This window comes from Anaeromassilibacillus sp. 1001302B_160321_C8, assembly GCF_015554745.1.
GTDB classification, from domain to species: domain Bacteria; phylum Bacillota; class Clostridia; order Oscillospirales; family Acutalibacteraceae; genus Anaeromassilibacillus; species Anaeromassilibacillus stercoravium.
The window spans coordinates 1-18,312 of sequence record NZ_JADNJD010000012.1; the positions used below are offsets into that span (position 1 = coordinate 1).

The 18,312-nt window shown below is 58.0% G+C and carries 14 protein-coding genes; 13 read left to right on the top strand and 1 reads right to left on the bottom strand.

Annotated elements, in window-relative coordinates; all coding sequences use genetic code 11:
• Nucleotides 1–325: 325 nt before the first annotated feature.
• From I2E77_RS09130 to ispE, 4 genes are read left to right on the top strand one after another with little or no spacing between them, the layout of a single operon-like run.
• A complete protein-coding gene (locus tag I2E77_RS09130; protein WP_087232807.1) occupies nt 326–811 on the top strand; it encodes an Lrp/AsnC family transcriptional regulator in 486 nt (161 codons plus the stop codon).
• Complete coding sequence (locus I2E77_RS09135) at nt 807–1,979, top strand: aminotransferase class I/II-fold pyridoxal phosphate-dependent enzyme (RefSeq protein WP_275532227.1); 1,173 nt, start codon at nt 807–809, stop codon at nt 1,977–1,979. The genes I2E77_RS09130 and I2E77_RS09135 overlap by 5 nt, the downstream gene beginning before the upstream one ends.
• Nucleotides 1,976–3,139, top strand: a complete 1,164-nt coding sequence (locus tag I2E77_RS09140; RefSeq protein ID WP_195451080.1) for a DUF362 domain-containing protein — start codon at nt 1,976–1,978, stop codon at nt 3,137–3,139. Before I2E77_RS09135 ends, I2E77_RS09140 begins: the two co-directional genes overlap by 4 nt.
• A 23-nt stretch (nt 3,140–3,162) precedes the next feature.
• Nucleotides 3,163–4,080: a 4-(cytidine 5'-diphospho)-2-C-methyl-D-erythritol kinase gene (gene ispE / locus I2E77_RS09145; protein ID WP_195451081.1), complete on the top strand. Its 918-nt coding sequence runs from the start codon at nt 3,163–3,165 to the stop codon at nt 4,078–4,080.
• Between the two features lie 115 nt (nt 4,081–4,195).
• Here ispE and I2E77_RS09150 read toward each other — a convergent pair whose 3' ends face one another.
• A complete protein-coding gene (locus tag I2E77_RS09150; RefSeq protein WP_195451082.1) occupies nt 4,196–4,849 on the bottom strand; it encodes a DUF4190 domain-containing protein in 654 nt (217 codons plus the stop codon).
• A 156-nt stretch (nt 4,850–5,005) separates the two neighbouring features.
• Here I2E77_RS09150 and spoIIR point away from each other — a divergent pair, with 156 nt between their 5' ends.
• The 9 genes from spoIIR (at nt 5,006) to topA (ending at nt 18,311) form a co-directional block, all read left to right on the top strand.
• Nucleotides 5,006–5,608 carry a stage II sporulation protein R gene (spoIIR, locus tag I2E77_RS09155; protein WP_195451083.1) on the top strand — a complete coding sequence of 201 codons (603 nt, stop codon included), beginning with the start codon at nt 5,006–5,008 and terminating at the stop codon, nt 5,606–5,608.
• A 114-nt stretch (nt 5,609–5,722) separates the two neighbouring features.
• Nucleotides 5,723–9,112: a PD-(D/E)XK nuclease family protein gene (locus tag I2E77_RS09160; protein ID WP_195451084.1), complete on the top strand. Its 3,390-nt coding sequence runs from the start codon at nt 5,723–5,725 to the stop codon at nt 9,110–9,112.
• Nucleotides 9,072–12,605, top strand: a complete 3,534-nt coding sequence (gene addA / locus I2E77_RS09165; RefSeq protein WP_195451085.1) for a helicase-exonuclease AddAB subunit AddA — start codon at nt 9,072–9,074, stop codon at nt 12,603–12,605. Before I2E77_RS09160 ends, addA begins: the two co-directional genes overlap by 41 nt.
• A gap of 206 nt (nt 12,606–12,811) precedes the next feature.
• Nucleotides 12,812–13,351: a translation initiation factor IF-3 gene (gene infC, locus I2E77_RS09170; RefSeq protein WP_191362230.1), complete on the top strand. Its 540-nt coding sequence runs from the start codon at nt 12,812–12,814 to the stop codon at nt 13,349–13,351.
• A gap of 23 nt (nt 13,352–13,374) precedes the next feature.
• Nucleotides 13,375–13,572 carry a 50S ribosomal protein L35 gene (rpmI, locus tag I2E77_RS09175; RefSeq protein WP_085531901.1) on the top strand — a complete coding sequence of 66 codons (198 nt, stop codon included), beginning with the start codon at nt 13,375–13,377 and terminating at the stop codon, nt 13,570–13,572.
• Between the two features lie 56 nt (nt 13,573–13,628).
• Nucleotides 13,629–13,982, top strand: coding sequence for a 50S ribosomal protein L20 (gene rplT / locus I2E77_RS09180; protein WP_054323670.1), 354 nt, complete (start codon nt 13,629–13,631; stop codon nt 13,980–13,982).
• Between the two features lie 61 nt (nt 13,983–14,043).
• Nucleotides 14,044–14,838, top strand: coding sequence for a TrmH family RNA methyltransferase (locus tag I2E77_RS09185; protein ID WP_237966602.1), 795 nt, complete (start codon nt 14,044–14,046; stop codon nt 14,836–14,838).
• 15 nt (nt 14,839–14,853) lie between these two features.
• On the top strand, nt 14,854–16,017 hold the full coding sequence (dprA, locus tag I2E77_RS09190; RefSeq protein ID WP_195451086.1) for a DNA-processing protein DprA: 1,164 nt from the start codon (nt 14,854–14,856) through the stop codon (nt 16,015–16,017).
• 188 nt (nt 16,018–16,205) lie between these two features.
• Nucleotides 16,206–18,311, top strand: coding sequence for a type I DNA topoisomerase (topA, locus tag I2E77_RS09195; RefSeq protein WP_087232834.1), 2,106 nt, complete (start codon nt 16,206–16,208; stop codon nt 18,309–18,311).
• Nucleotide 18,312 lies beyond the last annotated feature (1 nt).

Below are 18,312 nucleotides of genomic sequence, written 5' to 3' on the forward strand. Positions count from 1 at the left end.
CTGGTGTATAGCGTTTGTTTGGTATTCCTTTCGGCATAATAATGCACCCCACTTGTTATTCAGTATATCATACTGTCTAACAAATGGGGTGCAGTTCAATTTTGGGGAGGGCCCCTTGTTGATAAATATGGTTTCGATCCCGTTCGTCGGTTTCATCACGATGAAAACGATATACAACGCAATTCCCATTTATGGCTTATTTTTGGATTGGATATTTTCATTGGTTGGCAATTGTTGTATACTATAATTTAATATCCAACTTTTGAAACACAGGAAGGTCTTATTCCTTAGCCCTTCCCAATAAATAACCGGAGGAGTGAATCTTATGGATCGTCTATTGGAATTGTTAAGCCAGAACGCCCGCTTGACCACCCGCCAGCTGGCCACGATGCTGGACCGCCCGGAGTCGGAAATCTGTAATCAGATCGACGCCTATGAGAAGGCGGGAATCATCCGCGGCTATCAGACGTTGATTAACTGGGAACGCGCAGATGCCAACAAGGCATTTGCCTTGATCGAGCTGCGCGTTACACCGAAGCGCGACCGCGGGTTCGATGAGATTGCGCAGAAAATTATGCAGTTTGAAGAGGTGGACAGCGTCTATCTGATGTCCGGCGGATTTGACCTGGCTGTGATGGTGCATGGGGACACGATGCAGCAGATCGCCATGTTTGTGGCCCGCCGCCTGTCCCTGCTTGATTCTGTGCTTTCCACTGCCACCCATTTTATCCTGACGCGTTATAAGGATGGTGGGGTCGTTCTCAAGACCGAGGACGAAAACGATGAGAGAAGGAGTGTGCTCTGTGATTGACTATAGCACCGTGCTCAACCAAAAGGTGCAGGCGATCAAGCCATCCGGTATCCGCCGTTTCTTCGATATTGCCAATGAAATGGACAATGTGATTTCCCTCTCGATTGGAGAACCGGATTTCACAACGCCGTGGCATGTCCGCGAAGAGGGAATCCGCTCTTTGGAGGACGGGAAAACGTGGTATTCTCCAAACCGTGGCTTTATCGAACTGCGCCAGGAAATTTCGCGCTGGCTGAAGCGCCACTATCATGTGAATTATAATGACAAAGAGGAAATTTTAGTGACAGTGGGTGGCTCGGAGGCGATTGACCTCTGCCTGCGCTCCCTCATCAGCCCGGGAGACGAGGTCTTGATTCCGGAGCCGTCCTTTGTGTGTTATGTGCCGCTGACAGAAATGGCGGGCGGCGTACCGGTTGTTTTGGAGACAAAGGCTGAGGATCGTTTCCGCATCACGCCGGAAGCCCTGCGTGCCAAGATCACCCCGAAGACAAAGCTGCTGATTCTGCCCTATCCGAATAACCCCACGGGCGCAGTCATGCGCCGTGAACATTTGGAGGCGATTGCGGAGGTTGTCCGGGAAAATGATCTGATGGTGCTTTCCGATGAGATCTACAGTGCATTGACCTACGGAGATACCAACCATGTCACCTTCAGCGCGATTGACGGTATGTGGGAGCGGACCATTGTGGTGAATGGGTTCTCCAAAGCGTTTGCCATGACGGGCTGGCGTTTGGGTTATGCGGTTGGCCCGGCGCAGATCATCAAGGCGATGACGAAACTGCATCAGTACGGCATCATGAGCGCGCCGACAACGGCACAGTATGCCGCCATTGAAGCGTTGAAAAATGGCGATGAGGACATCGTCTATATGCGCGAACAATACGACATGCGCCGCCGCCTGGTCGTGGACGGCTTCAACTCCATGGGCTTAACATGCTTCGAACCGGAAGGGGCATTCTATGTATTCCCATGCATCAAAAAGACAGGGCTTACTTCAGAGGAATTCTGCGAAAGATTGCTGTATGAGGAGCGCGTCGCGGTGGTCCCGGGGTCGGCGTTTGGAGACTGCGGCGAAGGCTTTGTGCGCGTCTCCTATTCCTATTCCATCAAACATATCACCGAAGCGCTTTCACGTATTGAGCACTTCATCAAACAGTTTGAGTCTTGAGTAGCGCTGTGGTTCCATTGAAGCAAAAGGGACAGGTTTGCCTTTCCGCTTGTAAGACCTATGCGTTTGAAGAGGTCCACGCAGCCCTGCGGGAGCAATTGGACGCGCTGCATGTGGAGGAGCTTTTGTTTCCCGGATGCCGCGTGGTCATAAAGCCCAACCTGGTGATCCGTTCCAAACCGGAAGAGGGTGTGATCACCCATCCGGCCGTGGTGGCAGCTGTGGCGGTGGAGCTTTTGGAGCGCGGCGCAGGGCATGTGACCGTGGCAGAAAGCCCCGGAGGGCCTTATACGCCGCCGCTTCTGCGAGCGATCTACGAGGCAGGCGGATATACGGAGCTGGCCCAAACATATGGATTTTCCTTGAATTTTGATTGTTCCTATGGATCGCTCGAGGCGCCGCAGGGCCAGCGCTGTAAGCGGTTTGACGTCATCCAGCCGGTTTTGGAGGCGGATCTCCTGGTGGACATCGCTAAGCTAAAAACACATGGAATGATGGGGTTGAGCGCGGCGGTCAAGAATTTGTTCGGCTGCGTCCCCGGTTTGATGAAACCGGAGCTGCACTGCCGTTTCCCGGAGCGTGAGGCGTTCGGGGAGATGGTAGCAGACCTGTGTTGCGCCTTGAAGCCCGCGCTCTGTGTGGTGGATGGCATCGTGGGGATGGAGGGTAACGGCCCCACCGGCGGGAAACCGCGGCTTGTGGGCGCATTGGCCGCTTCGCGGGATCCGTTTGCGCTGGATATGGTTTGCGCGTCGTTAGTCCATCAGAACCCCGTGCATGTGCCTTATCTCCGCGCGGGGATGAAGCGTGGCGTGTGCCCGGAGAGCTTGGACGAGCTTTCCCTTTGGGGCGTGCCGGTACAATCGTTGGCAGTTTCCGACTTTATTCAACCGGAATCGTGCAGTGTGAATTTTTTGGATTGGCTTCCGAAGTTTTTACGCCCTTTGGCGGAAAAGGTGGCCACGCCGGTTCCGAAGATCCAGACGAATCACTGTGTCGGATGCGGAAAATGTGCGGAAAGCTGCCCGCAGCACACAATCCGGATCGCCGGCGGCCACGCCGTGATTGACTACCGGAAATGCATCCGGTGCTACTGCTGCCATGAGATGTGCCCGAAGCACGTGATCGACATCAAGCGCTTCCGGCTGTTTCGCTTTTGACACAAATACAGAAGATACAAAACATGGGGATTGCTGTGCCGTGCACGGCGGTCCCGATTTTATTGTGGGGGATGATCATGCGGATCAAGGCATATGCAAAAATCAACCTGGCGTTAGACATCACAGGCAGGCGGGAAGACGGCTACCACCTCTTGGACATGGTGATGCACACGATTTCCCTATGCGACATCCTCACCCTGCGGCAGGGGGGCGATGGGCTTTCCGTGACCTGCGGGCGGACGGATGTACCGTGCGGAGAGGAAAACACGGTATACCGTGCCGCGGAGGCGTTCTTCCGGGAGATCGGGCAGCGGCCGAATCTTTCGATCGAGATCGAAAAGCGGATTCCCTCCCAGGCGGGTTTGGCCGGTGGAAGCGCAGATGCGGCCGCTGCTCTGCATGCGCTGAATCGGATGTACCGCGCAGAATTGCCGCTCGAAACGCTCTGTGAAATCGGCCTTACGGTTGGCGCAGATGTGCCTTTCTGCGTGTGGGGCGGTTCCGCGCGGGTCCAGGGGATTGGAGAGCGGCTGGAGCGCGCCCCATTGCTCCCGGGCGGCTGGTTGGTGGTCTGTAAGCCGCCGGTCGGGGTCAATACAAAGGAGGCGTACCGGTTGGCGGACGCCCAGGGGGGAAACTCCGCGTCGCGCCATGCGGTCAAGGTGATGGAAGCGCTTTCGCGGGGAAACCTTGCGGAGGTCGGCGCATCCTTGGGAAACGCCTTTGAAGATATTTTACAGCTGCCGGAGGTCGAAACCATCAAGGCCGGGATGCGCGGGTGCGGTGCGCAAGGGGCCTGCATGACCGGGAGCGGCTCGGCGGTCTATGGGCTGTTCGATCGGGAAGAACCGGCAGTAGCATGTAAGGAGCGGCTACAAGGCCGGTACCCCGAGACCTTTGTCTGCCTGCCAATATCTACGCCCGTGGATGTTTTGGAATAGGCCGGACTGCCAGGAAGCTTGCGTTTCCTATGGGACAACGCACAAAAATTTTGCTTGACATGAAAGAATCCCCCATACCAAAACATGGTATGGGGGATTCGATTTCATTTTCCGCTCAGGCAATCGCCAGAACAAAGGACAGCACAAAATTGAGAATCCAAATAGCAGCACCGATCACGAGGCCGATGATACCGGTGACGAAACCTGCCGAGGCCAGCCCTTTTGCGGTGCTCTGTTTGCCGACCCTGCCGGTGGAAATGGCAATGATGCCGAGAATCACGCCAATCAGGGGAATAAACAGGGACGTCAGGATGCTGAGGATGCCTGTTATGATGGAGATGGTCGCCTTGTTGGTGGGGTTATGTACCGCTACTGGGACGGGAGCGGGTGTGGGGGATTCCTTTGCGAAGGAATCTGCTGCGGTTGCCCCTGTGGGAATCGGTGCTTGCGTCGCAGGAATCTCTTGCGAGAGAAGCTGCACAAGGGTTTGCACCCGGCTGTTCAGTTCGCTTTTCGGCAGCGCGCCGTAAAAACCGGTTACGCCGTGCTCGCCAAAGGATTTGATCCAGGCTTCCAAATGCACGTTTCCCTGCCCGTACTGCAATTTGATGAACTGGGGAGCGGAGACTGCCCCCACCCCTTTTTTCCACACAGTTTCGCCCTTATAGACCGTCTGACGAAACCCTTCCTTCGTGAGAAAATCTTCCGCAATGAATTTGATCAGATCGTCCGGCTTGTTGATGGTGTAATCTGCAATATATCTGGACATGTTCTTCCTCCTTCATTTCTTTGTTTGCATCATAACGGAACATCGGGATTTTGTCAAACTGTTTAGGGGCATATTTCCCGTTTCTTTGGAAGGCGATGTATAATTTCAAAAATATGGGGCAATACTCCCGGCATCCAACAGAAAGAGGGACTTGCCATGAAAGTGTTCGAAAAGTCGATCTGCCTTGCAATGATATTGGCCGTGCTGTTTTCCTTCACCGGGTTTGCAGCGCAGTGCGAGGATATTCCGGAGCACGTCCTGCGCCTGCATGTCCTGGCAAACTCCGATTCGCAGGAGGACCAAACGTTAAAATTGCAGGTGCGCGACCGCATTTTGCAGGAGAGCGCGGGGATGCTCGACGGGGTGCGCAACAAGGAAGAGGCTGAACAGCGCATCCGGGGAACGCTCCCGGCGTTGCAGCGCGCCGCCGAAGACGAAATCGAACAGCGCGGCTATACTTATCCGGTTACTGTGGAGCTGGAACAAACCTACTTCCCCACCAGAGAATATGAGCAGGTGACCCTGCCTGCCGGCACCTATGAGGCCCTTCGGGTGTGCATCGGCGCGGCAGAGGGGCACAACTGGTGGTGTGTGATCTTCCCGCCGATGTGCCTTCCGGCGGCAGAAGAGCCGCAGGAGCTTGCAGATGTGCTGGACGCCCAACAGCTTCAGATTGTGGAGGGGCAGAACCGGTATGTGATTAAATTTAAAGCGTTGGAATATTATGAACAGATCAAAGCGTGGCTGGCTGGTTTGTGAGAGCCATATGAAGGAGAAGGAACTCGGTGATGGGTTCCTTTTTTCATATTTCAAATTATTTGCTGCCGGGAACACCGTATAATGGGAAGGAACGAACGATCGGAGGGGTTCATTTTGCTACATTTACTTCTTGGCCGTGCGGGAAGCGGAAAAACGGTACGCCTGCGCAATCTGCTCAAGGAAACGCCGGTGGAACAGCAGCCGGTTTTGCTGGTCCCAGAGCAGGGGTCCTTCCAAAATGAACGCGCGATGCTGCGCCTATTGGGGCCGAAGGAAGCCCAGCGGGTTTGGGTCTTTAGCTTTTCGCGCCTCGCGGATTTTGCTTTCCGCCGATTTGGAGGGGCGGCTGGCCGGCGCTTGGACGACGGCGGCCGCAGCATCTTTATGAGCCTGGCACTCGAGCAGGTGAAGGACCAGTTGGACTTCTACCGCAAGAGTGCGGAGGATGCGGAGCTGGTCCGGCTGCTGTTGGCACAGGAGGCGGAACTCAAGATGTGTGGCATCCGGCCGTCCGATCTTTTGGAGGCGGTGGAAACGCCGTCGGACCAGCCGTTGTCCAGCACTTTGCAGCAGAAAGCCCGGGAGCTTTCTTTGATTTTGGAGGCTTACGACGCTTTGGTAGCGCAGAGCTACGTGGACCCGCTGGACGACCTGACGCGGCTGAAAGCGCTTTTGGAGCAACATACCCTTTTTAAAGGCTGCGTGGTAGCGCTCGACTCCTTCCAAAGCTTTACGGTGCAGGAATACCAGATCATCGCCGCCATGCTGGAACAGGCGGACGAGGTGTATGTATCCCTCTGTACGGACCGGCTGGACGACCCCGAGCGCGGCATGGGATTGTTTTCCCTGGTACGCCATACGGGGAATACCCTCATCCGGATGGCCAAGGAGCGCGGGGTGCGTGTTGCTGCGCCGGAGGTGTTGGAGCCGGGGAAACGGTTTCACGCCAAGGGCCTTTCTGCTTTGGAGGCGGGCTCTTTTCGGACGGCCCACGGCGCCCCGCAGCCTGCGCAGGGGGTGACCCTCTATGAAGCGAAGGACCTATACGACGAGGCAGAGACCGCTGCGGCTGCAATCCGGCATCTGGTGATGGAAAATGGCTACCGCTACCGGGATTTTGCCGTGATCGCCCGCACGCCGGACCAATACCGGGGAATCTTGGATGTGGCTTTGGAGCATCGGGACATCCCCTACTTTATGGATAAGCCACAGGCGGTGGACGCGGAGCCCCTGATGCGGCTGGTGCTTTCTGCATTCCAGGTGGTGCGCTCTGGATTTGCCTCTGCGGACGTGTTTGCCTACTTGAAGACGGGTTTGGCCGGCTTTTCCACGGAACAGATTTCCGCGTTGGAAAATTATACCTACTTATGGAATCTGTCCGGCCGGAAGTGGAAAGAAGCATGGGCGGACCATCCACGTGGATTTGTGGAGGAATGGAAGGAGCGGGACCGCGAGCAGCTGGAAGCGCTGAATGAGAGCCGCAGTGCGGTGGTAGAGCCTTTATCCCGGTTTGCCCAGCGGGTGGCGGAGGCCGACGGCGAAGAGATGGCGTTGGCGGTGTACCGCCTGTTGGAGGACGTCCAGGCGGCGGAACATCTAAAAGAATTGGCGGCACGGCTGGCGGCGGACGGAAGGCCGGAGCTGGCGGAACGGCAGCTGCGCCTGTGGGATGTGCTGATGGCGATCCTCGACCAGAGCGCCCTGGTGCTCAAGGGATGCCGTCTGCGCCACACGCGGTATGCAGAGCTCCTGCGTCTGGTGATCTTGGCGAACGACATTGCCAGCATTCCGGAGGGCCTGGACGAAGTGACCGTCGGCGCTGCGGACCGTATCCGCGCGGAGGAACCGAAGGTGGTCTTCCTGCTGGGGGCGGCGCAGGGCGATTTCCCGCTCTCTCCGAGCTCCCATTGTGTGTTCAGCGATGGGGAACGCCGGGAGTTGATCGCGCTCGGCCTGCCGCTGAACGATACGCTGGAGGGCGTTGCCGTGCAGGAACGCTTCCTTGCCTATGCGGCAATGAGCGCTGCTTCGGAGCGATTGTACATCAGCTTTGCCGCGGCCGGGCCGGAGGGCGAGCCAAAGCGCGCCTCTGCGATTGTCACGGAGACACTGTCCATTTTGCAGGGAGTGCCTGTTTATACCCCGTACAGCCTGCCACAGACCTGGACGGCAAACGCCGCGCAGCCCGCCTTTGCATTGGCCGCACAGCAGTGGCAACGGAATACGCCGCTTTCCGCAACGATGAAGCAGCTCTTTGCGGAGCGTCCCGGCTATGCGGCGCGTACCGCTGCGGTGGACCGAGCGGCTCGGAAAGGTGCTGCCGGTTTCCAGGACGAGGAGAAAGCGCGGAAGCTCTTTGGCACAAATATGCATGTATCCGCAACGCAGATCGAAACGTTTTACCTCTGCCGGTTTCAATATTTTTGCCGTTATGGGCTACGTGCCAAGGAGCGCCGCACCGCGGAGATGGATGCGTTGGAATACGGGAGCCTGATGCACTACCTTTTGGAGCACCTCTTCCGCGAGACGGGCGCGCAGGAATTACACGCCATGGGCCAACAGGATCTCAAAGCGGAGATCGACCGCCTGTTGGAGCAATATATGGAGACGCATCTCGGCGGATCGCGCAATAAGTCGCCGCGTTTTGCCTATCTGTTTGCACGGCTGTCCGAGTCCGCGCTGGTGATCGTTGCGCACATAGCGGAGGAACTCTGCCAGAGCGAATTTGCGCCCGTGGACTTCGAACTGCCCGTTGGAGAGGACGGGGTGCCCGCTCTGTCGATCCCTCTGCCGGACGGCGGGCGGGTGTCCATCGACGGGAAGGTGGACCGCGTGGACCTGCTCCAACGGGACGGGGTCCAGTATTTACGCGTGGTGGATTACAAGACCGGCAAGAAGGAATTCAAGCTGTCGGATGTGATCTATGGCGTCAACATGCAAATGCTCATCTATTTGGCGACCTTGAGCGAAAACGCGGAAGCGCGCTATGGCGGCAATCTGGCGCCGGCGGGGATTCTTTATGTGCCCGCATCAAGGCCCACCCTTTCCGTGGCGCGCGGCACGTCAAAGGAAAAGGTGCGGCAGGAAGAAACCAAAAAACTGCGCATGAACGGCCTGTTGATCGACGATCCGGACGTCCTCCACGCGATGGAGCCCGATGGCGCGGGGACATACATCCCGGTGACCATCAAAAACGGCGCTCCCGCCCGGCGCGACAGCGTGGTGTCGCCGGGGGAGATGGACGCCATCTTGCGCCGGGTGAAGGATTTGGCCGCATCCATGGCAGAAGAGCTGCACCGGGGCCGCGTGGCGGCGGTCCCGCTCAAGGGCGATACGGACGCCTGCCAGTGGTGCCCGTATTTTGCGGTCTGCGGCAGGGAACAGGAGGACGCCGCGCGGCAGATGGGCAAATGGGACCGCGACGCGGCCCTAGCGGAATTGACAAGGAAGGGGGAGCATACAGATGGGACGGAATTGGACGCCAGGCCAACGGGACGCGATTGAAGCGCGCGGAGGGACGCTGCTGGTTTCCGCCGCTGCCGGTTCGGGCAAGACGGCGGTCCTGGTGCAGCGCGTGATCGAGCGCTTGACCGACGAGCACCATCCAACGGATGCGGACCGCCTTCTGGTGGTTACGTTTACAAAGGCCGCGGCTGCGGAAATGCGGGACCGGATCGCCGCTCAGATCGCCCTGCTGTTGGAGGAGGACCCGTATAATGTGCGCTTGCAGCGCCAGCAGATCCTGTTGGCGCGGGCGCAGATCAGCACCATCCACAGCTTTTGCAGCGAACTGGTGCGGGAGAATTTCTATAAGCTCGGCGTGTCGCCGGATTTTCGCATCTTGGACGACGCGGAAATGACGCTGCTTCGCAACGATGCGATGGCGCAGGTGCTGGATGAATATTACGCTCTTTCAGACCCGTCGTTTTTGGAGCTGGTGGACGCCTTTTCCGCTGGGCGCGACGATGCGCGGATTGTCTCAACGGTGGAGACCCTCTATGAATTTGTGCGTTCCCACCCATTCCCGGAGCGGTGGCTGCGCGAAAAGGCCGCCCTCTACCGGGAAGAGCTCCCCGCATCCCAGACCATCTGGGGGGAGACGGCGCTCCGCTATGCGGCGGACGCGGTGGCGTATGCCATCGCCTTGACACAGAACGCGCTGTCCCTGATGCGGCAGGATGAGGCGATCGAAAAGGCCTATCACGATGCGTATGCGTCGGACTTGGCCGGTTTGCTGGACTTGCAGGCGCGCATCGCACAAAAGGATTGGAATGGGCTTGCCTTTGCGTGCGGGGATTTTACCTATGAGAAGCTGAAGCCCCTGCGCGGCTATGGGGACGACCCTTTGAAAAATAAGCTGACGGCTTCCCGCAAAGAGGTCAAGGCCACGGTGGAAAAGCTGGCCGGCCTGTTTCAGGAGAGCGAGCTGGAATGTGCGGCGGACATTGCGCGCCTGGCCCCGCTGGTGGCCAAGCTCTTCGAGGTGACGGTCCGCTTTGGCGAGACGCTCGACCGCTTGAAGCAGGAACGCCGCGCCGCCGATTTTGGCGATTTGGAGCACTGGGCGCTGAAGCTTCTTGTCCGCGACACGCCGGAGGGGGCTGTCCGCACCCCGGAGGCGGAGGAGCTGGCCGCGCGGTTTGATGAGATCATGGTGGACGAGTACCAGGACACCAACGAGGCGCAGGACATGATTTTCCGCGCGGTATCGCGGGAGGAATCGAACCTGTTTTTTGTGGGGGATGTCAAGCAGAGCATCTACAGCTTCCGGCAGGCCATGCCGCAGATTTTCCTGCGCCGCCGCGCGGCCTATCCGCCCTACGACCGCACGCGGGATGTGTACCCGGCCAGCATTGCGCTGGACCGGAACTTCCGGAGCCGCGCAGGGGTCACCGGGGCGGTCAACTTTGTCTTTCGCCAGTTGATGAGCGTCCAGACGGGCGACCTCGATTACGGGGAGGGGGAGGAGCTGATTCCGGGCGCGTCCTATCCCCCCAGCGCGGAGCCCGACACCCAGCTCGACATCATCGACCTCTCCAAAGGGGACGAGGAAGAGATGGTCCGCGTCGAGAGCCGCCACATTGCGGAGCGCATCCACCGCATGATGGCGGAGGGCCTGCTGGTCACGGAGGATGGGGTGCAGCGCCCCGGCGGTTACCACGACTTCTGCATTTTGCTGCGCAGTGCAAACCGGTACGCAAAGGAGTATGCCAAGGAGCTGCAGCGCCTTGGCGTTCCCGCATGGGCGGATACGGGCGGGGGCTTTTTTGCCGCGCCGGAGGTGGCTGTGGCGGTGTCGTTGCTGCGGGTGATCGACAACCCGATGCAGGACATCCCGCTGTTGTCCGTATTGATGAGCCCAATCTATGGGTTTACCCCGGACGATCTGGCGGACATCCGCATCCGGGAGCGCAAAGAGCCGCTCTACATCGCCCTGGTGCGGGCGGCGCAGGAGGGCGATGGGCGGGCAACGCAGGTTTTGCGGGACATCGAGGAGTACCGTGCTCTGGCCGCCACCCTTCCTTCAGACCGGCTGATCAATCTGGTGTACGAGAAAAGCGGGTATCCGGATCTGGTGCAGGCGATGGCAAACGGCGAACTCCGGCTGGCGAATTTGCGCCTGCTGTTGGAGTACGCAAAAAAATACGAGGGTTCCGGCTTCAACGGGCTGTCCGGCTTTGTGCGGATGTTGGACCGCTTGGAACAGCAGGATGCCGACCTCGCCTCAGCCTCCACAGTGGGCGGGGCCGAAGTGGTGCAGATTATGAGCATCCATCGCAGCAAGGGGCTGGAATTCCCGGTCTGTATCTTGGCGGGCTGCTCCCGGCGGTTTAACAAGGAGCGCGGGGACGTTCTGCTGCATCCGGAACTGGGATTCGGCGTGAAACTGCGCGACCCGGAGACCGGCGCGCGGGTGACAACCTTGCCCAGGGAGGCCGCCGCATTGGAGATCGACCGCGGGGAGATGAGCGAGGAATTGCGCGTCCTGTATGTGGCGATGACGCGCGCAAAAGAAAAGCTGCTGCTTGTGACCACGGTGAAAGATGCGGAGAAGACGCTGGGAAAGCTGGCCTCCCGTCTGACCGAAGAGCCGCGCCTACAGCCCTATGTGGTGCGGAGCGCTTCCTGTATCTCCGACTGGCTGCTCCTGTGTGCGATGCGCCATCCGGATGGAGGAACGCTGCGCGAGATGGCGGCGGCGCTGCCGGGCGTCACCGTTTCCTGCGATACCCCCTGGGCGATTCGGATCGTTTCTCCCCCCGCCGCGGAAGAGCAGGGGCAGCCAGAAGCGGAGGACCCGGCAATGCCCGACCAGGCGCTGCTCCTCCAATTGAGAAGCGAACTGGATTTTGTATATCCCTACGCCGGTTTACGTGGCGTGCCGACCAAGGTGGCGGCCAGCGATCTGGCGGCGGAACCGTTTTCTTTCCAGTATGCCGCCACAGCGCGCCCCGCTTTTCTGAGCAAGCAGGGGTTGACTCCTGCAGAGCGCGGCACAGCGCTGCACCAGTACATGCAGTTCTGCGACTATGAGACGGCGCGCACGCAGCCAGAGCGCGAGTGTGAGCGCTTGGTGAAGCAGGGGTTCCTTTCCCGCGAGGAGGGCGACGCGGTGGAGATGAACCGGGTACAGGCGTTTTTTGCCTCACCCCTGGCGCAAAGGATCCTGCATGCGAAGCAAGTCCTCCGCGAGTACCGCTTTACCGTGGAGATTCCCTCCGGAGAAGTGCAGCCCGGCCTGCCGGAAACGCTCGCAGGGGAGCCGGTGGTGATGCAGGGCGCGGTGGACTGTGCATTTGAGGAGGACGGTAGCCTGGTTATCGTGGATTTTAAAACCGACCACACTAAGGACGAAGCCGCCCTGTGGGAGCGCTACCGGGCACAGTTGGCCCTTTATCGCCGGGCGCTCGCGGTCTGCACCGGCCTGCCGGTCAAGGAATGCCTGCTGTACTCGTTTTATCTGAACCGCGAAATCCGTGGGGAAGGGATGGGTTGATGTGCGTCCATCTTTTGAAAAATTGTCCTTGACAAACGCTGGGCTAGATGGTAAAGTTAGTAGGTAAAACAAAGCGGGGCTTTGCCCACACCTGTGTGGTTCCGTCCGTCATGGGTCAATACGTACACAGAGCAATCTGTGAAATGGGGTATTGATGCGCGAGCGGAAGGATTCTGCCCGCGCTTTTTGTTGCATTCATAAATAACGTGATTTGGAGGTGCTTAACCATTAGCAACAAGGAACTACAGATCAACGAAGAAATTCGTGACAGAGAAGTGCGTGTCATCGGTTCGGACGGCAACCAGCTTGGGATTATGCCCACCGCGAAGGCGTTGGAGATGGCGTTCGGACAAAATTTGGACCTTGTAAAAATTGCGCCGCAGGCGACGCCTCCGGTTTGCAAAATTATCGACTACGGAAAGTACCGTTTTGAACAGACGAAGCGCGAGAAGGAAGCAAGAAAGAACCAGCGTGTCGTCGAGATCAAGGAAATCCGCCTGTCCCTCAATATCGACACCCACGACTTTGAGACGAAGGTTGGCCATGCCACCCGATTCTTGAAGGAAGGCAATAAGGTCAAGGTTTCCATCCGCTTCCGCGGCCGTGAGATGGGGCATCCTGAGCAGGGCCACGAGATCATGCGGCGCTTTGCAGAGGCGCTCAGCGAGCTTGCCAATGTGGAGAAACCGGCGAAGCTGGAAGGACGCAACATGCTGATGTTCCTTGCATCCAAACCCGCTAAATAATCATTATTAAGGAGGAGCATATCATGCCCAAGATTAAAACACACAGCGGCGCGAAAAAGCGCTTCAAGCTTTCTAAGAATGGAAAGGTCATCCGCGCCCACGCCAATAAATCCCACATCCTGAACAAGAAGACCACCAAGCGCAAGAGAGGCCTGCGTCAGACCACTGTGGCGGACAAGACGAATGTACGCCAGGTGAAGCGCCTGGTGCCTTATAAATAATCGAGGCAGCGTTTCGTTTCCGATCAAAACTATAACCATTACTGGAGGTATATAAAATGGCACGTGTAAAAGGCGCGTTGATGACACGCAAGAGAAGAAAAAAGACTTTGAAGCTGGCGAAGGGCTATTTTGGTGCAAAGAGCAAGCACTTTAAGATGGCGAAACAGGCCGTCATGAAATCCGGCAACTATGCATACATCGGCCGCAAGCAGAGAAAGAGAGATTTCCGCCGCCTGTGGATCACCCGGATTTCCGCCGCCTGCCGCATGAACGACATCAGCTACTCGGTGTTCATGAACGGGCTGAAGAAGGCAAATATCGCGCTCAACCGCAAGATGCTCGCTGAGATCGCTGTGAGCGATGAGGCTGCATTCAAGGCGCTGGTTGAGAAGGCAAAAGCCGCAAGATAAAAAAGCTGGAATTGCGCCCGGAAGAGATGCCGGGCGCAACTTTTCGTTATGGGTGAAAATGATGCCGGAAGTGATTACAAGCCGAAAAAATGAATGGGTGCGCCATGCCGCAAAGCTCGCCTCCTCCGCGGAATTCCGGCGGAGCGAGGGCCTTTTTATAATCGAGGGGGCCCGTTTGTGTGCGGACGCTGCGGACAGCGGCATCGCGGTCCGGACGCTGTTCTATACCGAACAGGCAGCGCAGCGGTATGCCTCGTATTTGGAGCGGGTGGTCCCCCGGGCCGCGCGTGCGTATCTGCTGGCGCCGCATGTGGCGGAATTGCTGGCGGAGACCAAGACGACGCAGGGGGTTTTCTGTATCTGTGAAAAGCGCCCTGGGACGGTGGGGCTGGAGGGGCTTTCGCCCCAAGGACACCTCTTGGCGGTCGAGAATTTGCAGGACCCCGGCAATTTGGGGGCGGTCCTGCGCACGGCGGAGGCATTGGGGCTTTCCGGCGTGCTGCTGGCGGGAAACTGCTGCGATGTGTATAGTCCGAAGGTGCTCCGCGCCAGTATGGGGGCAGTGTTCCGCCTTCCGTTCCGCTCGGTGGAGCGCCTGGCGGATGCGGCGCCAACGCTCCGGCAGATCGGTTTTGCGCTCTATGCCGCTGTGCCGGATCGGACGGCAAAGCGGGTTACGGAGCTCTCCTTTGAAAAGCCTTCCATCATTGCGGTGGGCAACGAAGGGAACGGGTTGGAAGCGGAGACAGTGGCCGCGTGCGGCCAAGCGGTGACGATCCCCATGCGGGGGCGCGCGGAGTCGCTCAATGCGGCGGCCTCCGCAGCCATTCTGATGTGGGAACTGATGCGGGATTGAGAGGAGGAGAACAGGATGGAGTTGGACCGGCGTGCCTATTGGATCTGGCTGCAACATGCCCTGCAAGTGGGCAGCAGCAAGCCGCGCCACATTCTGGAATCTTTTGGCAGCATCGAGGATTTTTACCGCGCGGGTCCACGGGAGTGGGGCCTGCTGGGAATTTTCACACAGCGCGAGCTTTCCGCAATGCGGGAATATCCCCTACAGGAGGCGCAGGCCCAACTCGCCCATTGTGCGCAGATGGGGCAGACGGTTCTCACGCCGGAGGACGGGGAATATCCCTTCCTTCTGCGGCAGATTCATAACCCTCCGGCTGTATTGTATGTACAGGGAGAACTTCCGGATTTTGCGGAAGTCCCCGCCATCTCCATTGTGGGGACGCGGAAAGCGACGCTGGTGGGGAAGCGGGTTGCACACAGCTTGGGGTATGGGCTTGCCAAGGGCGGCGCCGTGGTCGTCAGCGGCGGTGCGCTGGGCATCGACACAGCTGCCCACAAGGGCGCGCTGCTTGCGGGAGGAAAGACGGTCTGCGTGCTCGGCTGCGGGATCGATTATCCGTATTTAGCCGCGAATACCTCTTTGCGGGAGGCGATTTCACATAGCGGCGCCCTGCTTTCGGAGTATCCGCCGGGGACACCGGCGCTTCGCAATCATTTCCCCATCCGCAACCGGCTGATTTCCGGACTGTCCGTCGGGACGGTGGTGGTGGAGGCTGCGGAAAAGAGCGGGTCTTTGCTCACCGCGAACAATGCGATCCATCAAAACCGCGACGTCTTTGCCGTGCCCGGCTTGGTCGGGAGCCGTATGTCCCAAGGTCCCAACAACCTTTTGCGCGAGGGAATGAAGGCGGTCAGCTGTGCAAATGACATTTTGGAGGAATATCTTTTCCGCTTTCCAGGAAAAATCCACTTGGAGGAATCGGCGGAAAGTGTTATGCTGATAAAGGCCGCACCGCAGGAGCAGAAACCCACACCGGCCTGCCGAAAAGTGCCGGAGGGCCTTTCAGACGACGCCTCTGCGCTGTTCCAGGCGCTTTCCAGAGAGCCGCGTGCCTTGGCTGAGCTTTGCTCGGAGGCAGGGGTTCCGGCGGCACGCGCCCTTCCAGCGCTTACGGAACTGGAGCTGATGGGTTGCATCCAGGGGTATTCGGGGAGAAGATACGCCTTAAAACATTCTTAGGCTTTATGAAAGCCCGTCCAAATGTCTTGTGGACAGGTTTTCACAAAGTCTAAAGGACTTTGCCATTTTTGGAGATCAACATTGATTTGTAAAACATAGATATATAGGAACGTTGTTGTGCGGGAAGATGGAGTTCCCGCAGCGGTACGGCGGCTGTGCCGTACGAGATGAAAGAGGTGGATAGATAGATGTCGAAATTGGTAATTGTGGAGTCGCCCGCAAAGGCGAAGACCATTAAGAAATATTTGGGCCCTGGATACGATGTGATTGCCTCGATGGGGCATGTGCGCGATTTGCCGGAAAACCGGTTGAGCGTGGATATCAAGAAGGATTTTAAACCGAAGTACGAGATCATCAAAGGCAAAGAAAAATTGGTGGAGGAACTGAAGGAAAAGGCAGAAAAGAGCGATTATGTATTCCTGGCAACGGACCCGGACCGCGAAGGGGAGGCCATCTCCTGGCATTTGGCCTATTTGCTGGACCTCAATACGGAGGACGACAACCGGGTGACATTCAATGAGATTACGAAAACCGGCGTGACAAACGGGATGGAGCATCCCCGCAGCATTGATATGGATTTGGTCAATGCGCAGCAGGCGCGGCGGATTCTCGACCGGCTGGTGGGCTATAAGCTCAGTCCGTTCCTGTCCCAGAAGATCCGCCGTGGGCTTTCGGGCGGCCGCGTGCAGTCCGTGGCGGTCCGCCTGGTGGTGGACCGTGAGGAAGAGATCCGCAAGTTTGTCCCAAAAGAATATTGGACGATCGATGCGAAGATGATCCCCAAGGGGTCCCGCAAAGCGTTCCCCGCAACATTCTATGGCGACGAGAATGGGAAAATCGAGATTGAGAACAAGGAACAGGCGGATCAAATCCTTGCGGAACTGGAGGGCGCCGAATATAAGATCTCGAAGCTCAAAAAGGGCACGCGCCGCAAATCCCCTGCGCCGCCGTTTATCACCTCCACCCTGCAGCAGGAGGCCTCGCGCCGCCTGGGGTTCCAGGCGCGCCGGACGATGAAGGCTGCGCAGGAGCTGTACGAGGGCGTTGAAATCGAGGGGATGGGCGCGGTCGGTCTCATTACTTACATGAGAACGGACTCCTTGCGCCTGTCGGAGGATGCGCTCAAAGACGCCGCCGACTACATTTTGGAGCGCTGGGGGAAGAAGTATTTGCCGGATACCCCCCGCCACTTTAAGACAAAGAAAAACGCCCAGGACGGGCACGAGGCCATCCGGCCGACGATGCCCAGCCTTTCGCCCGATCAGGTGAAAGACAGCCTGAGTTCGGACCAATATAAACTCTATAAGCTGATCTGGGAGCGTTTCATCGCCTGCCAGATGGCAAACTGCCTCCAGAGCACGACGCAGGCGGAGATTTCGGCCAAGAATTATATCTTCAAGGCGTCCGGCTATACTGTCACCTTCGACGGATTTACCGTGCTTTACGAAGAGAAGAAGGACGAAGACTCCGAGAGCGGCGGGGCGCTGCCGCCCCTCGAGAAGGATATGCCGCTGCGCTGCAAGGAGATCGCAGGCAACCAGCATTTCACGCAGCCGCCCGCCCGCTATACGGAGGCGTCGCTCATCAAGGCGTTGGAGGAAAACGGCATCGGCCGTCCGTCCACCTATGCCACCACGATTTCAACCATCACGGGGCGCGAATATGTGGTCCGCGATGGCAAGGCGCTCAAGCCGACCGAGCTGGGGGAAGTGATCACCAAGCTGATGAAAGAGCGGTTCCCGAAGATCGTCAATGTCAAATTCACCGCACAGGTGGAAGAGGAGCTGGACGAGGTACAGAGCGGGAAGGTCGATTGGGTGGAGACGCTGCACGACTTCTATGGCGATTTCGAGAAGACTTTGAAAAAGGCCAAGGAGGAGATGCAGGGGGTCAAGATCCAACTGAAAGAGGATGAGACCGACATCATCTGCGAAAAGTGCGGCCGCAAGATGGTCGTCAAAATGGGCCGCTACGGGAAATTCATTGCCTGCCCCGGATACCCGGAGTGCAAGAATGTGAAAAAGCTGGTGCAGGAGACCGGGGCGGAGTGCCCCAAATGCGGCGGCAAGGTGATTGTGAAGAAGTCCAAGAAGGGGCGCATCTTCTATGGATGCGCGGAATATCCCAACTGCGACTTCATCTCCTGGGATGAGCCCAGCATGGAGAAATGCCCGCGCTGCGGGAAGACCCTCTTAAAGAAGAAGGGGAAACATCCCAAGTACTATTGCGTTACGCCGGACTGCGGTTATGAGCGCGTGGAAAACCCGGATGAGGAAAATAAAGACGAAGTATAAA

Coding starts and splice junctions, on each gene's coding strand:
- dprA (WP_195451086.1), top strand. CDS start 14,854: ATGGAGTTGGACCGGCGTGCCTATTGGATCTGGCTGCAACATGCCCTG.
- ispE (WP_195451081.1), top strand. CDS start 3,163: ATGGGGATTGCTGTGCCGTGCACGGCGGTCCCGATTTTATTGTGGGGG.
- spoIIR (WP_195451083.1), top strand. CDS start 5,006: ATGAAAGTGTTCGAAAAGTCGATCTGCCTTGCAATGATATTGGCCGTG.
- topA (WP_087232834.1), top strand. CDS start 16,206: ATGTCGAAATTGGTAATTGTGGAGTCGCCCGCAAAGGCGAAGACCATT.
- rplT (WP_054323670.1), top strand. CDS start 13,629: ATGGCACGTGTAAAAGGCGCGTTGATGACACGCAAGAGAAGAAAAAAG.
- rpmI (WP_085531901.1), top strand. CDS start 13,375: ATGCCCAAGATTAAAACACACAGCGGCGCGAAAAAGCGCTTCAAGCTT.
- I2E77_RS09150 (WP_195451082.1), bottom strand. CDS start 4,849: ATGTCCAGATATATTGCAGATTACACCATCAACAAGCCGGACGATCTG.
- I2E77_RS09185 (WP_237966602.1), top strand. CDS start 14,044: ATGCCGGAAGTGATTACAAGCCGAAAAAATGAATGGGTGCGCCATGCC.
- addA (WP_195451085.1), top strand. CDS start 9,072: ATGGGACGGAATTGGACGCCAGGCCAACGGGACGCGATTGAAGCGCGC.
- I2E77_RS09130 (WP_087232807.1), top strand. CDS start 326: ATGGATCGTCTATTGGAATTGTTAAGCCAGAACGCCCGCTTGACCACC.